The sequence below is a fragment of the Arthrobacter sp. FW305-BF8 genome (assembly GCF_021789315.1).
GTDB lineage: Bacteria > Actinomycetota > Actinomycetes > Actinomycetales > Micrococcaceae > Arthrobacter.
This window is the reverse complement of the sequence record NZ_CP084561.1, coordinates 1,044,030-1,059,057: the sequence shown is the minus strand read 5'-3', so window position 1 is coordinate 1,059,057 and position 15,028 is coordinate 1,044,030. Positions and strand designations below refer to the sequence as shown.

Here is a 15,028-nt window from a genome sequence, read left to right as displayed (position 1 = left end):
GGATCCATAGGTTCGGGTCATTGCATCCTAAGCCAAGGAGTTCCTATGGAGATGAAGCAACTCATTGCCATGGTTACCGTGGCCGAAGTCGAGAGTGTCACCAGGGCTGCCCAGCTGTTGCACCTCGTGCAGCCGGCGGTGACGCGGCAGATCAAGACGCTTGAGGACGAACTGGGCGTCGTCCTCTTCGAGCGGACACGTCATGGCATGGTTCTCACCCCAGCTGGCGAAGTCTTCCTCTCGCATGCCCGCCGGGCGCTGCAAGAGTTGGAGCGCGCCCGATCCGAACTGACACCAGCGCCGGGTGAGGTAATGGGGCTAGTTTCGGTAGGGGTGCTGGAGAGCCTGTTAGATGTCATGGTCCCGACGCTTATCGATTCGGTAGCAGAGAAATTCCCGGGGGTGGAGCTCCATTTGTTGTCAGGAGTCTCTCGCGATCTCCAACAATGGTTGGACGACGGTATCGTCGACGTCGCCCTGCTCTATAACGTGGCAGATACTACGTCGATGCGTGTGAAGCCACTACTCAATGAGCTCCTTTGGGCGGTGGCACCCCCCAAAGCGGGCCTACTACCAACAGAACCGAGCACCTGGCAGCAGGTACTCCGTGAACCGCTCATCCTGCCAATCGTCGGACACGGTCTACGCACCCTCATCGATAAGGCGAGGGCGGACATCCCTCTTGAGCCGAAAATCATTGTCGAGACCAACTCGATGAGCGTTCAGAAGCAGATGGTGTTGGCCGGTCGAGGTTGGGCTATCCTGCCAGCTGCGGGCGTGGCCCGAGACGTCCAGCAAGGCAAGCTCAGCGGTGCCCCTCTCTCAGAGCCGAGTGTGTCGCGCTCTGTGGTAATCGGTCTGCCGCGGGCGGCTCGGGTACCTCGTGCGGTCGAAGCTGTGGCGACCGAGCTACTGCAAGTATCTCGGCGGCTGGTCGTGACAGGCGAGTGGCCCTCCGCGACGCTCCTGGACTCGCAGTAACAATACCGTCACAACAGCTGCAGAACGTCTCAACCCACAGCGGATTGAGGACAGCTCCGCGGCCCGACTTTAGAGAAGTCCCAGGTGCATGCAACTCGTCGTGGGGAACGCTTGCGTTCTTGGATAAGTCCATTGGACCGATGAGGCCCCGGATCCTGGCGGAGGCTTGGTTGCTCAATTGCAGCCGGACGATCATCAGTCCCCAGTCGCACCGGTCGGCGGACACCTTCTCGCCTTCGCCTCCGGCATGCCCAGCTCCGCCAGAATGGTCGCCGTATGATCGCCGATGCCGGGTATCGGATCCATGCGGATCGTCGACTCGCGGGAAGTCACCGGTGGGACAAGGCTGCGCAACAGGCCGACCGGCGACTCGACGTTTCGCCAGCGTTCGCGCTCGGCCAGCTGCGGGTGGGCGGAGAGTTCCGCCATGGTGCGCAGCCGCGCATTGGCGATCCCGGCATCGTCGAGCCGCTGCAGAACCTTCTCTGAGGGTAGTCCTGCGAAGACGGCAATGATGACCTCGTGCAAGGCAAGCCGGTTGGCTACGCGAGCCGCGTTGCCCTGGAAGCGGGGATCCGCGAAAAGTTCGGGGGTGCCAAGCACATCGGAGCAGAATGCTTTGAACTCACGTTCGTTCTGTACACCGAAGAAGACCGTTCCGTCGGCGGCGGGGAACGGGCCGTAGGGCGCAATCGAAGCGTGCTCGGCGCCGCTTCGGCGCGGGGGTTGGCCACCGTACTCGGAGTAAAAGTACGGCTGTGTGACCCATTCGGCCAGTGCCTCGAGCATCGATACTTCGATGACGTCGCCGTGTCCGGTCTTACCGCGCTGGATCAGGGCGGTAAGGATTCCCGAGTAGGCGTACATCCCGGCGCAGATATCGGCGATGGAGACGCCAACCTTGGTCGGAGACTCCGGCGTGCCCGTCACGGACAGCAGTCCGGATTCACACTGGATCAGCAGGTCATAGGCCTTCTTCGATCCGTAGGTGCCGCCTCGGCCATAGCCTGAAATGGAGGTGTGGATCAGGCGCGGGTTCAGTTGCAGCGCGTCATCTGGGCCGAGCCCCATGCGTTCGACGGCACCTGGGGCTAGGTTCTGGACGAGGATGTCGGCTTCCTCGACGAGCCGCCGCAGGACCTGCAAACCGCCGTCTGACTTAAGGTCCAGCACTATAGATTCCTTGCTGCGGTTCAGCCAGACAAAGTAACTGGCCATGCCGACGACCTTGTCGTCGTAGCCGCGGGCGAAGTCACCAGTGTCGCGCTCGACCTTGATCACCCTGGCGCCCAGATCAGCGAGCTGTCGCGTCGCAAATGGGGCGGCAACTGCCTGCTCGAGCGCGACCACAGTGAGTCCTTCTAACGGCAGGGACGCCACGTCAACTCCTATCCTGCAGCCACGGGCGCGGCGTTTCTAGTGATAGTTCGGACTGCCGGTCCGCCGGCGAAGTCTGCGGGCCCAGTGGCCACAATAGGCGTTACATTTTGAGGGAACATCATGGAATCGGCCTGCCGCCCGACATCTCGGCGTTCACGGGCGGCAGGTAGAACTCGATGCAGGGGGACATGAACCGGCGGTTCGTCAGTAGTGGATCACACCGCGCTGGCCGCCACCCACAGGTACCGAGTCGCCTGTGATAGCAACGCTGCGTGGGGAGCAGAGGAAGGTGATGATGTCTGCAACTTCTGCAGATGTGACCATCCGGCCGATAGATATGGCGTTATCCAGACGCTCCTTCACCGCAGGCACGTCCTCACCAGTCGCTACGGCCATACGCTCGAGCAGATCTTCAGTCCGTTCTGTCACAGTCATGCCTGGATGAACTGCGATCACGTTGATACCCGACTCACCCAGCTCATCTGCAAGATTCTTGGTCATGGCTGCGACAGAGACATTGCGGATCGAGTTGAACGCAGACCCCGTCGACCGTGCACCCAGACCCGCAACATTGATTATTCTCCCCCACCCGGACCTAGCCATGTGAGGCACCACCGCTTGAGCGCAGCGAAGATAGCCGAGCACTTTGGTGTCCATCTCATGCAGCAGGTCTGCTCCGCGCAGGTCGTTGATAGCAGCGGACTTAGTCGCATCGGCAGCCTGTGCGGCCGCGTTCACGAGTATGTCAACGCTCCCGAACTCCTGCAAGGTCGTGGCAACAACCACGCTGATGGCCGCCTCGTTTGTCGTATCTGCTGATACAGTCAGCGCCTGACCGCCATCTGAGCGAATCTGAGCGCATGCACGCTCTAGGTCATCACCGCTGCGCGCGACCATCGTAACTTTAGCGCCCTCACGAGCAAGGGTAGTAGCTACGGAAAGCCCGATCCCCTTACTAGCTCCTGTGACGATGGCGCTTTTGCCGGCCAATAACAAGTCCATAAATTCACTTCTCCACACTTAGTGAGTTATTGCTTCGCAGGCCTGCTGCGGAGCCTACGAGAATTCCGCAGCATGGAGAAGGATCGGACTGCATGTCCAGTGGGACTACAACGATCCGACACCTCGATCCGAATGTGGCCTGCTGCGCCCGTACAGTCAGAATGCCTGGTTGATCTCGATGAGATTCATGGAGGGGTCATAGGTGTAGATCTGATGGTAGTCCTGAACAGCCCAGCGCCCGGCCTCAACGTAGAAGATACCCGCCGTAGATAGACGGGACTTCACTTCCTCAATATCATCCACTGCAATTGCGATATGCCCATTGAGCCGAGGGTTGATCCCCAACTCGCTCACGGCCTTCGCGTACTGAGGTGTAGATTCCGAGATGTGAATGGTGGGCCACTCGGCTCCCTCTGACGTTTCCGCTGTCTCCGGACCGACAAAACGAGTTCCACCTCGCTGGTTGTAGTCAGTCGCGAAGTTCGGGTTCAAATTGACCAAATCGAAAATGTCCTGATAAAAGGCGATTGTTTGTTCAAACTTGAGAGCAGGAATGTTCACGTGATGAATCCGAGACCTCATTGGGATGCAGCTCCTCTTATATTTGAGTGGTAGAAACGGACTTTTTAGTTTCCAGCCCTTGGTGTTCGGACACTCATTCATGCCCGCACTAGGGCCGGACTATTGCCATAGTAGCCCGTGATGGAAGCCCCTCACCATTCATATTTTCTGATGGGACCATTACACTCCGACATGCGTGCAATTCTCGACTGAAGGTGCACCAATAGAAGAGGCTACGGTCCTTCATTTATCCGCTCGAGCTCCCTGCGCACCGGCAGCGTCGACTTGATGTGGTCAAGCCAGTCGGCGACTACGCCGACGACCTCATCAGGCGTGCCCTGCGGTAGCCCGATCGATTGTTGTATCCGCATAAATGGCGGCTCAAGGATGCGATCACCGGAGGAAGAAGCATAAGCCGTCAGAGGCTGCCGAACCCCGGCAACAACATCTAACTCCTGCTGGGCGTAGGCGTCCGTCTCCGACTTAGCACGAACTATTTGCGCTTCATTTATCGTGCGTGACAGGTAGAGGTCATATGCCGACCCGCGCCGTACCGCGATACGCACTCCAGATCTATCAACCTCCGTCGCATCTTCGAATGGGGCATGTAGCCGCGTTGCGTATACGCCTTCCAGAACCACGTATGGCGGAGTAAAGGCAACATGTTCGCGTCGCTTGGGCTCATTGGCGAGGAAGCACACGTCTGCCCTCCGCTCAGCCATCGCACTGTAAGCGTCACGGGCTGCTTCGACGCACAGGAACCGAACCGGAGAATGCAGCCACGTCGCCATTTCGCGCGCAAGCATCACCGTTATGCCGGTTGGTCGAACTGCATCCCCTTGGGCCAGGACCGGGTTTCCCAGATTAATGGCGGCACGCAGCACGCCACTTGGAACCAGAGCCTTCACTAACTCCGGATTAGGCACTTTGACACCCATGGATCTTCCCTTTCAATAGCGAACGTGGACGCACTCTTTGCCGGGGAATGATCCTCCCCGAGCCTCCGAGCACTCAGTGGTTGACTTGACGCGCAAGTACTCAACACAGTCTCGAGTGCCGCACAGGCACCTCATCTAAACAGGGGCTTGCACCATAGATGGGTTCTTGGAGGCAGAAGCCGTCGGCCCTTGCGCCGACCACCGGACCCGCCCATCGGCCCCTCCCGTCAGCGGAGGATGCTCCGCCGGTGTGCGAACTCTAGCACGGGCCAGGGCAGCGCCGGCACGCTCAGGGATCACGTGATCAGCCGCTGCCACGATCGCCAACCCAGCCTTGATCGACCAGGCGAGGTGCTCGACATGGCGCTCTCCTGGGGTTGTGGAACGCACCCTTGTAACGAACCCTGAGAGGCAGCAGCCGGCTCTTCAGCACTTGCTCCCTGATACGGAGACCTCGAATTACCGGACGAGTCAGAGCGGCCTCGCTTGCCCGGCCGCGGTTCCATGCCTGAGGGAATCCGGTACCGCTAGGCGCAGGGAGGCGTCCCTCCGCTGCTTCTCCGCCGATATCGTCCTAAGTTGCTGGAAGAGCATTTTGGAACTTGGCGCCCGTTCCTGGCTGCTGTCCGACGGGGGGTGCGGGGAGGGTGAGCCCCTTAGTGGTGGTGCCCGAGTTGATGTCGGGGGGTGATAGAGGTATCAGGAATGGTCATTTGCCTTCGGGTCTCATCACCGCGGAGGATGGGCATACATGACCTGTGACTCGAATCACCGGAGTGAAGCCGGGAGTCACTACTCGATGGACGTTGAATGGCCGGCGTTCATCTCGATTTGCACGGGAGCCCAATGACGATCTCAACCGACGCTGCTGTTACCAATTCGCGTCAGCTTTTCAGGTCACTGCTGTTTATCCCGGCTACCAAGCTGCGGTGGATCAGCAGCGGTGTCCGGGCCGGGGCGGACGCTCTTATCCTCGACCTGGAAGATGCTGTTGCTGAAGCAGATAAGCCTGCCGCGAGGGAGGCCCTGCAATCAATCGAGGCGGACGACCACGGTGACGTGCAGCTGCTGGCCCGGATGAATGAAATACATTCCGGCCATCTTCTCGAGGACGTTCAGGCCATCGTCGCCTCCCGCTGCGCCGGGGTGGTGGTTCCGAAGGCGGAGAGCGTTGACGACCTGAAAATGCTGATAAACACGGTCAGGCTCTTCGAGCAAAACTCGGACCGGGCCCGGCCACTTGATGTGCACGTCATGCTGGAGAGTGCTGCAGGTATCCGCAATGCCTTCGAACTCGGCAGCTGCGATGAGCGGGTCAAGAGCCTTATGACAGGCACGATCCCGGACGGAGACGTCGCACGATCAGTCGGCTTCACGCCCACGAGATCCGGTCTGGAGACTCTGTTCCTGCTTTCCCACGTCCAGCTCGAAGGCCGGGCTGCCGGCTGCGCCACCTACGCCATGGTCTCGGCCTCAGTGGGACACGGCGAGGACGAGATGCACGAGAAGCTCCAGCAGGCAAGAAATATCGGATACGCCGGGGCGACGCTGATACATCCGTCGCATGTGCTGGCCGCAAACACGACTTTCGGCCCCAGCACTGAAGAGATAGAGAGGGCCGAACGGGTCCTCGAGGCTCTCGAACACGCGCATGCAGAGCGCCGCGGGGCCGTTGCACTTGACGGCCAGATGATCGATACCGCACACGGCGTTTCAGCCCGAGCCACGCTTGAACGTGCCTCGGAGTACCGACTCACTGCCAGCCCCATTAACTAAAGACTACGAGAAGAGAAGCAATGTCCTCACTAGAAGGAATCCGGGTACTTGAATTCGGCCACGTGATCGCAGGGCCCTTCGCAGCAAGCCTGCTCGGCGACCACGGTGCCGAAGTTATCAAGATTGAGCGTCCAAACCAGGGCGACAGCCTCCGCAAGATGGGCCCGCAAAACGCACGTGGGCTCTGGTTCGAGGTGAGCGCACGGAACAAAAAGAGTGTGGAAGTCGACCTCGGCAGCCCCGAAGGCGCGGCCTTCGCCCGCGAACTGGTCGAAAGCGCGGACGTAATCATTGAAAACTACCGTCCCGGAGTCATGGAACAGTTCGGGCTGGGCTGGGACGACGTCCACGCCATCAATCCCCGGGCCGTGATGCTCCGGATCTCCGGATTCGGCCAGACCGGTCCCTACAGTGCCCGCCCAGGCTTCGGCAAAATCAGCGAAGCCTTCAGCGGTGCCACGAACCTCACCGGCTACACCGACGGCCCGCCCGTCCACCCGGGCTACTCCCACGGAGACCTGGTCACCGGTGTCTTTGGCGCCTTCGGCGTGATGCTTGCCCTCCATGAGCGGAACACCTCCGGACTGGGACAGATGATCGACCTGCCCCTCTATGAAGGCCTGTTCAGGATGATCGATTGGCAGGTGCCCTTCCTTGACGTTCTTGGCATAGATTCCACCCGCGCAGGAGCATCATTCCCGTTTGCCGGCGGGTTCATCACAGAAATTCTGCCGACCATCGACGGCAAGTTCGTGGTCGTATCCGCCGCCACCGGAAAGCACGTCGGCAACGTCGTGGACTTCCTGCAGGAAGGCGGGCACCTCGAGGTCAAAGGCGAGGGCGACATCCCCGTCTCAGTGATCAAGGACGCCCTCGGCGCATGGCTCGGAACGCAAAATTCCGACGAAGCAGTCGCGAGCCTGAAATCCGTCGGCGTGATCGCCGAAAAAGTCAGCAAACCCAGCGACATCACCAAAGACCCCCACATCGCCGCCCGACACAACCTCGTCCCCGTCGAAAGCGAAGAATACGGAAAATTCACCGTACCCGCCCCCGTACCCCGCCTCTCACGCACACCAGGCCAAGTCCGCTCACTCGGCCCAAAACTAGGAGCCCACAACCAACTGCTCAACGCACCCACCACCAAAATCCACGCGTAAGACGGCCAAGTTGTTCGTCAACCAATCGATACAGATTGAAGAAAGGCATGCATGCTAGCGCTATACGGCATCCTCATGCTGGTCATCATTGTGGCTCTTCTGATATCCAACAAGGCCACTCCCTTCTCAGCTTTTACAGTCATTCCCTTGGTGATCGCACTCGTTGCTGGTTTCAGCATGGCGGACATCGGAAAATTTGCGACCGAGGGAGTGCAAAACATTGCAAACACCGCGGCTCTTCAGGTATTCGGAATCCTGTTCTTCACCATCATGTTGCAGGCTGGCGCTTTCGACCCATTTGTGGAACGGATACTGAGGATCGCCGGCAGAAGCCCCCTGAAAGTCGCTCTTGCGACTGTCTTGCTATCTCAGTTGATTGCTTTCGACGGTGACGGCACTGCAACCTATCTGATTGTTATCTCGGCGATGCTTCCTCTGTACCGAGGGCTAGGCATGAACCCTCTGGTGCTCGCAACACTTGTGGGTCTGTCTTTCGGCGTGCAGAACATGGTGCCGTGGGGAGGGCCACTGGCACGGGCTGCAGCATCGTTGAATGTTGGAGTAAACGACCTGTGGATTCCGCTGCTGCCCGTGCAGGCTGCTGGCCTGGCTGCGGTCTGGGCGGTTGGCTACGTCTTAGGTAAGCGCGAGACGAGGCGTCTGGCAGGCGCTGCTGAATCTGCCGTTCTTACATCTGGTGGCAGGCAGATCTTTGGCGCTACGCAGGGCACGGACGCGCTTGCGGCTGCGGGCACTGGGTCTGGGGCTGCAGGCACTGGGTCACCCCCGAGTGCTAGCACCGCCACTACGGTCACACTCGATCCGATACTTCCTCGGCCTTCAGCACAGATGCAGACGGAAGGCGAAGAAGATTTAACACGGCCCCGGTTGGTGTGGTTGAATTGCGCGCTGATCGTGGTCGTGATCGGAGTATTGATTGCCGATGTAATTCCTGCCCCGATGGTCTTCATGCTCGGAACTATTATCATGCTGATGATAAATTACCCAAGCGCCAAAATGCAGCTGGAAGTTATCCAGATGCGCGCGAGGGAGCCGCTCATGGTCGCGGCAATTCTCTTTAGCGCTGGGATTTTCCTTGGTATTCTCAGGGGTTCGGGAATGATGCAGGAGATGGCAACCACCCTGGCATCATCAGTACCTGATTCGTGGGGACCATGGCTGCCAATAATCGTCGGGCTACTGGCAACTCCGCTGACCTTGCTTATCGATGTGAATTCCTACTACTTGGCCGTGCTTCCAATCTTGGCGGAGACCGCTCAGCACCTGGGCCTCTCTACTGAGTCTGTCGCAATGGCCTCTCTAATCGGCAACTCCACTGTCGGGGCACCTCTGCACATATTCTCCGGATCATTCTGGGTGCTCATTGCCCTGACTGGGGTCAAGATTGGTGACCATATACGCTTCTACTTGCGATGGGGTTGTTTCGTGAGCTTCATCATGCTTATCGCAGCGATCATATTCGGATTGGTCCCGCTTCCATTCTGATTATCAGGCAACGGCTCCCCATCAGGAGCTCTTTGCATACCCGAGAGAACGGAGCCGCGCCCTACGCTGCGGCCCAACGGCTCTCGACTAGGGGCGCCCTTCACGGTCGAAAGCCGGCCGTGAAGGAGCGCCTCCGAGGCTAAGTGCTTCAGGCGGGGTGCAACGTTTGCGCTCCGGCCCCCCACAATGGACAGGACAACCGTGCACTACTGTGACGAGGTCCATTTGCACACCCACCCGCTTCGACAGCGTTCTGTCACAGACGCGAATAGTTCACAACGACCGCGAGTCCTAACAGGAAGGTAGCTCCCCTGGAACTGCCCACGGACTTTCCTCACCACACTCATGAAGGAAAAAATTCATGGCTAACTCAAGCAGCAATGCAAAGGCCGTCGTTCAGAGGCTCGAAGACCAGCGGTATAGCGCGGTCCTCGCTGGCGATGTGGACACCTTCGAAGGACTATGCCACCCAGAGCTCGTATACACGCATTCAGGGGGCAACACGGATTCCTTGAAAGCCTATACGGACAAGCTGCGCACAGGCGCTGTCCGATACCACCGAATTGACCACGAGAGCGAAAAAATCACAATCATTGGCAATACAGCCCTGGTCGTTGTCCGAATGAACGCAGACCTGACCGTCAACGGGACTCCCACAACAATGAAGAACAGTGCCCTCGCCGTGTGGGTGAACGAAGAGGGTTCCTGGAAGTTCGTGGCTTACCAGGCCACACCCCAGCTGCAAGTTTGAAGGCTACCTCGGGGCACCAGTCCTCTTCCGCCGCTTGGAACCCTCAATGCCCCGGTGGCCGCATGGGACCCGTGGTGGCGCTGGTTCCAACCGGAAAGGGAAAGATAATGACACTGAAACCGGCTATCCCCCTTGTCGGTCATGGCGGAGTTTAGGCCGAAGCCAGCCCTCCGCCGGCGTTCGTCTGCGCGGTATACGTCGGCTCGTTGTCCGCCGCTTCGGCTGCCGCGACGCGCGCATCGAAGTGGGCGGCCAGCAGTTCACCGGAATGGACGATGTGCTGGTGCATCGCCACCCGCGTTGCCGCCGGGTCTTTGGCCTTTATGCCCTTGAGCAGTTCGGCGTGGTCGTCCATGGTGGCCCGCGGCCAGCCCGGGATGGATGAGTAGAACTGCCTCGGGACGTACCGGGTAACCAGGCCCAGCAACCAGATAATTTTGCGAGAATCGGCGAGCAGGTTGATCTCGCGGTGAAAGGCATGGTTCTTCTCTTCCAGCCGTTCATGGTCGTTCCGGGCGGCAGCCGCAATCAGCTCGTGGTGCAGTGCCTCGAGCTCGGCCACGTCCCGCTCGGTCGCCTTGGCGGCTGCGCGGGCGGCTAGCTCCCCGCCGATGAGGGCCTGGACCTGGAAAAGGTCCCGGATGTCTTCGCCCGTGAGCGGACCCACGACGAATCCGCGCCGCGGCACCAGTTGGAGAAACCCCTCGACACGCAAAGCTTGCAGGGCCTCGCGTGCCGGTGTAGTAGAGATGCCCAGCTCCTCGCCAATGGTCTCGGGACGAACTAGTGTGCCTGGCCTCAGTTCACCGGACATAATGAGCCCCCGGATATGGGCGGTCGCTCTCTCGCTTAGTTGCGGGCGTGCGTTGCTGCGTTGACTGCGGCTGGTCATGGTCTGCGCACTCTTTTCTGATCATTTTCCCGACCTAACATACGGCATCAGCCACGGCTGACCTGCTGTGCAGGACTGATGTCGCAAATGTGCGAGGGCAGCCAGCGGAATCCGTCCGGGGAACGGCATCCTGGTCGGTTACTAGAACCTACGGTCCGGATTAGATGGCGGCGTTGTTCAGGGCGGGCAGCGGGCGTAAAAGTCCCGGTACGGGGTCCTTGACGTGATCATGGCCCGATTCGATAACCCGGTTGTCTTCGTCGACATGGACCACCCGTGGTTCATGAACCCTCATTTCTCCGGCCGTCATCTGGGAATACGCCATCAGAATGACGATGTCGTTTTCATACACCCAGTTGTGCTGCCGCGCCGTTGATGCCGATGAGGCCCGAGCCACGCTCGCCGGCAATGGTGTATGTCTCCAGACGCGCGCCATTAGTCACATCCACGATGCTCACCAGCTCCCCCGGAAGGATGTCAGCGGCATCGAGCAGGTCCAGATCGACGGTGCAACGTAATGCATGTCCGCGTGCGTGACAGTAGCCCGACTTATTTTGGACTTGAAGATTGTTCGATTCATCGTGAACTCCAAGTACTCCTGTGTAGCAGCCAAGCCACCACTCCGCATCCTGTATGACGGTGGCGCCTTGCAGGTCTGTCCCGAAACTTTCTAGTGGTCGTTCCGGGACGTACGCGGGGGCAGGAAATGCGTGAAAACCCGGTATCCGTCATGGTGAGAGATCATCTGCCTCGAAGAGTTGACCTCCGCTGAAATCCAAAGAAAAGAGTTGTCCGGCATGACAGCCTCGACTGTTCCCTCCCGGACAAATTTCCCGTCTCTCCAAATCTCTACACGCTGTCCGAGAGTGCGTTGCCAATTTGGTTGCAGCTGAAGGTCCATCGTTTTGCTCCTTAATGGATGTAGTCGAATCTGGAAAGCTGTACCGGGCCATTCAGCGCGGTGAGGCGCCGTAAGCGATTGGGCGCCTCGCACAAGAGGATGTTGGAGGGCTGGGCCTACGCCTTAGTAAGAGCGGGGCAACCCCAGTACCTTGGTGGCAACGAAGCTCTTGATCATGTTGTTGTTGACCGGCGCCACTTGGAACATGCGTGTCTCGCGGAACTTCCGTTCCACGTCGTACTCGTCCACGAACCCGTAGCCGCCGTGGGTGTCAAGGCATGCATTCGCCGCCGCCCAGCTCGCCTCCGATGCCAGGTGCTTAGCCATGTTGGCCTCCGCGCCACACGCCTCGCCGGCGTCGAAGAGCCGTGCCGCTTCGTAGCGCATCATGTCCGCGGCACGGACCTTCATGTATGCATCGGTGATAGGGAACTGCACACCCTGGTTCCTGCCAATCTTCCGGCCGAACACCTCGCGGCTGTTGGCATACTCCACGCCCCGCTGGGTGAACCAGTAGCCGTCCCCGATAGCTTCGGAAGCCAGTAGGATGCGTTCGGCGTTCCAGCCGTCGATGACGTAGCGGAAGCCCTTGCCCACCTCGCCGATCACGGCCGACGCCGGGACGCGCATGCCGCGGTAGAAGATCTGGTTGGTGGCGTAATTGAACATCGTACGGACCTTGACAACTTCGAGGGTGTCCGGCTGCTCTGCGCGGACCTGGCGCAGATCCACCAGGAACAGCGTCAGGCCATGGGTCTTATCGGTGCCCTTACCTTCCGGCTTCTCGGAGGTGCGGGCCAGGACGAAGAGAAGGTCGGATTCCTCGATCCGGCTGGTCCAGCTCTTGTGGCCGGTGATGATGAAATCGTCGCCGTCGCGTACGGCCGCGGTTTCAATGCTGGTGGTGTCCGAGCCCGCCTTGTCCTCGGTAATGGAGAAGGCCTGCAGCCTTAGCGCGCCGGCAGCGATCTTGGGCAGGTACGCCTGCTTCTGGGCCGCGTTGCCGTGCCGGAGCAGGGCGCCCATGGTGTACATCTGCGCGTGGCACGCCGCCGAGTGGCCGCCAGATTTGTTGATTTCCTCCATGATAACGCTGGCCTCGGTCAGCCCCACGCCCAGGCCGCCGTACTCGACGGGAATCAGCGCCGAGAGCAAGCCGGCCTCAGTGAGGGTGTCCACGAACTCCTGCGGGTAGCGGCGGTTGAGGTCCGTCTCTCGCCAGTACTCGTCCGGGAAGCTGGCGCACAGAAGGCGGGTCTGCTCGCGCAGCTGGTCCAGTCCGGTGGTGAGGGTGTGCATCGGTGCTCCTTCTAATCGTGGCTGGCGACCTTCCGTCACCTCCGGAACACGACGATACGCAATATATTGAGATCTGACAAGGGACGCGGAATGTGGCTGGCACTCCAGAAATCCTTGACATTCAGGCGATTTTCCGGCCAAACTGACGGGAGTCCCAATATATTTTCTGCTTTGCCGGCAAAAGCGGGCAGCATATATAGCGAAACCAAGGAGAGCAGCGATGACCGAACATGCAACCCAGACGCCAGCCGGGGAAGGCCGTGTAGTAAGCGGCTGGACAGGCCGCTTGTTTGAAGACTTCTCGCCCGGTGACATCTACTACCACCCGTTCGGGAAGACCGTCACCGAGGCGGACAACCAGTCCTTCACGCTAATGACGCAGAACGTGGCCAAAACGCACGTGGACCGAAATTTCGCCAAAGCCACTGAGTTCAGCCTGCCGCTGGTCAACTCCACCTTCACGCTCGCGCTGGTCACAGGCCAATCGACCATCGATCTGTCCATGAACGTCTTCGCCAACATGGGCTGGGACGAGGTCCGCATGCCCAACCCCGTGTATGAAGGCGACACGATCTATTCGCGCTCCAAGGTCCTCGCCACCCGGGAATCGAAGTCCCGCCCGAACCTCGGCCTGGTGACCGTGGCCACCGAAGGCTTTAACCAGGACGGCAAGATCATCATCAGCTACCGCCGCACCTTCATGGTGTACAGGCAGGGCCATCTGCCCGGTGTTGAGTCTGCTCGCCCCGACGAGTCCAGCCTGCCTCAAATCGGAGACGCCCAATGAGGGGGCCGACTGGCAACATCACAACCGACACCAACTTGGACAGCACGGACGCGGTAGCGGCGGCGGTCACGGCACTGTTCGTTCCAGGTGACCGTCCGGAGCGATTCGCGAAGGCGGCCGCCGCGGGCGCCGGCGTCGTGATAATTGATCTGGAAGACGCCGTGGCACCCGACGCCAAGGCCGGCGCGCTGGCCGCTGTGCTCGCCGCACTCGCCCCAGGTGAAGTCGGCGGGCGTGTGAGCGCCTTGGTGCGTGTGAACCCGATGGGTTCGGACCACTACGACGGCGAGATCACCGCGCTGCTCACCGCCGCCGAGGCGCCTGGGGCCGGCCTACTCGGCATCATGGTGCCGAAGGCCGAAGACGCCGGCGCCGTGGGGCGGCTGCGCGCTCAAGTGCCCCAGCGCTTGGCCTTGGTTCCGCTGATCGAATCGGCCGCCGGTGTGGTGAATGCGGTGGAACTCGCGAGGGTGCCTGGGGTGACGCGTCTGGCCTTCGGCGCCATCGACTTCGCGCTGGACATCAATGCCGACGGCGGAGACCGGTTCCTGGACCATGCCCGGGCGCAGCTGGTCCTGGCCTCCCGGGTCGCTGGCATCGCGGCCCCGCTGGACTCGCCATCCACCGAGATCGCTGACAGCGGCAAGGTCGCCGATTCCGCCATGCTCGCCCGAAACTTCGGCTTCGGCGGGAAGCTGTGCATCCATCCGGCCCAAGTGGCCGCCGTGCGCGGAGCGTTCGCGCCGACGAAATCAGAAGTTCAGTGGGCGCGTTCCGTGATCGGCGCCGAAGGGGGTGCCGCGCAGGTGGACGGACAGATGATCGACCGCCCGGTAACCGAGCGGGCCAAACGCATCCTGCACCGGGCAGAAACGGAGCAGTAATGGACGGGCTGCTGGAGGGCAGCAGCGTGATCTCGCGGCACCGGACGCCGGGACCCCATGTGCCACCCGTCTGGTCCGGGGTTTTCGCATTGGAATCGTGGCCGAGTAAGGCCGCCATGACAATGATGGCGGTAACGACCACCCCGGCGCCGCCAAGGGAGGCCCTACTGGTACCCCTCTTAAGCGGGTCTCCCTCCGGGAGCCGGCTCA

At 60.3% G+C, this 15,028-nt stretch carries 13 protein-coding genes and 1 pseudogene; 7 read left to right on the top strand and 7 right to left on the bottom strand.

Going from position 1 to position 15,028, the window contains the following annotated elements; translation table 11 throughout:
* The first annotated feature begins 45 nt into the window (after positions 1–45).
* Positions 46–981, top strand: coding sequence for a LysR family transcriptional regulator (locus LFT45_RS04780; protein ID WP_236807080.1), 936 nt, complete (start codon positions 46–48; stop codon positions 979–981).
* A gap of 195 nt (positions 982–1,176) precedes the next feature.
* On the opposite strand, the gene LFT45_RS04775 is transcribed toward LFT45_RS04780, so the two are convergent.
* From LFT45_RS04775 to LFT45_RS04760, 4 genes are all read right to left on the bottom strand, one after another.
* Complete coding sequence (locus LFT45_RS04775) at positions 1,177–2,331, bottom strand: CaiB/BaiF CoA transferase family protein (protein WP_236807079.1); 1,155 nt, start codon at positions 2,329–2,331, stop codon at positions 1,177–1,179.
* A 234-nt stretch (positions 2,332–2,565) separates the two neighbouring features.
* Positions 2,566–3,363 carry an SDR family NAD(P)-dependent oxidoreductase gene (locus LFT45_RS04770; protein WP_236807078.1) on the bottom strand — a complete coding sequence of 266 codons (798 nt, stop codon included), beginning with the start codon at positions 3,361–3,363 and terminating at the stop codon, positions 2,566–2,568.
* A gap of 156 nt (positions 3,364–3,519) precedes the next feature.
* Complete coding sequence (locus tag LFT45_RS04765; protein WP_236807076.1) at positions 3,520–3,924, bottom strand: VOC family protein; 405 nt, start codon at positions 3,922–3,924, stop codon at positions 3,520–3,522.
* A 233-nt stretch (positions 3,925–4,157) separates the two neighbouring features.
* Positions 4,158–4,862 (bottom strand): transporter substrate-binding domain-containing protein, encoded by a 705-nt coding sequence (locus LFT45_RS04760; RefSeq protein WP_236807074.1) that lies wholly within the window; start codon positions 4,860–4,862, stop codon positions 4,158–4,160.
* Positions 4,863–5,708: 846 nt separating this feature from the next.
* On the opposite strand from LFT45_RS04760, the gene LFT45_RS04755 reads away from it, so the two are divergent.
* The 4 genes from LFT45_RS04755 to LFT45_RS04740 all read left to right on the top strand — a co-directional run bounded on the left by LFT45_RS04755 (position 5,709) and on the right by LFT45_RS04740 (position 10,055).
* Entirely contained in the window at positions 5,709–6,638 is a 930-nt protein-coding gene (locus tag LFT45_RS04755) for an HpcH/HpaI aldolase/citrate lyase family protein (protein ID WP_236807072.1), read from the top strand.
* 20 nt (positions 6,639–6,658) lie between these two features.
* Positions 6,659–7,798, top strand: coding sequence for a CaiB/BaiF CoA transferase family protein (locus LFT45_RS04750; RefSeq protein WP_236807070.1), 1,140 nt, complete (start codon positions 6,659–6,661; stop codon positions 7,796–7,798).
* Between the two features lie 75 nt (positions 7,799–7,873).
* Complete coding sequence (locus tag LFT45_RS04745) at positions 7,874–9,304, top strand: CitMHS family transporter (protein ID WP_236807068.1); 1,431 nt, start codon at positions 7,874–7,876, stop codon at positions 9,302–9,304.
* Between the two features lie 361 nt (positions 9,305–9,665).
* Positions 9,666–10,055 carry a nuclear transport factor 2 family protein gene (locus LFT45_RS04740; protein WP_236807066.1) on the top strand — a complete coding sequence of 130 codons (390 nt, stop codon included), beginning with the start codon at positions 9,666–9,668 and terminating at the stop codon, positions 10,053–10,055.
* 151 nt (positions 10,056–10,206) lie between these two features.
* Here the strand turns inward: LFT45_RS04740 and LFT45_RS04735 are convergent, their stop codons facing one another.
* The 3 genes and pseudogenes from LFT45_RS04735 to LFT45_RS04725 all read right to left on the bottom strand — a co-directional run bounded on the left by LFT45_RS04735 (position 10,207) and on the right by LFT45_RS04725 (position 13,147).
* Entirely contained in the window at positions 10,207–10,869 is a 663-nt protein-coding gene (locus LFT45_RS04735; RefSeq protein ID WP_236807064.1) for a GntR family transcriptional regulator, read from the bottom strand.
* Between the two features lie 238 nt (positions 10,870–11,107).
* Positions 11,108–11,527: pseudogene (gene panD, locus LFT45_RS04730) on the bottom strand (aspartate 1-decarboxylase).
* A 444-nt stretch (positions 11,528–11,971) separates the two neighbouring features.
* Positions 11,972–13,147, bottom strand: coding sequence for an acyl-CoA dehydrogenase family protein (locus tag LFT45_RS04725; protein ID WP_236807063.1), 1,176 nt, complete (start codon positions 13,145–13,147; stop codon positions 11,972–11,974).
* Positions 13,148–13,367: 220 nt separating this feature from the next.
* Here LFT45_RS04725 and LFT45_RS04720 point away from each other — a divergent pair, with 220 nt between their 5' ends.
* Positions 13,368–13,934 (top strand): MaoC family dehydratase, encoded by a 567-nt coding sequence (locus LFT45_RS04720; protein ID WP_236807062.1) that lies wholly within the window; start codon positions 13,368–13,370, stop codon positions 13,932–13,934.
* Entirely contained in the window at positions 13,931–14,818 is an 888-nt protein-coding gene (locus LFT45_RS04715) for an HpcH/HpaI aldolase/citrate lyase family protein (protein ID WP_236807061.1), read from the top strand. Before LFT45_RS04720 ends, LFT45_RS04715 begins: the two co-directional genes overlap by 4 nt.
* The last annotated feature ends 210 nt before the right edge of the window (positions 14,819–15,028 follow it).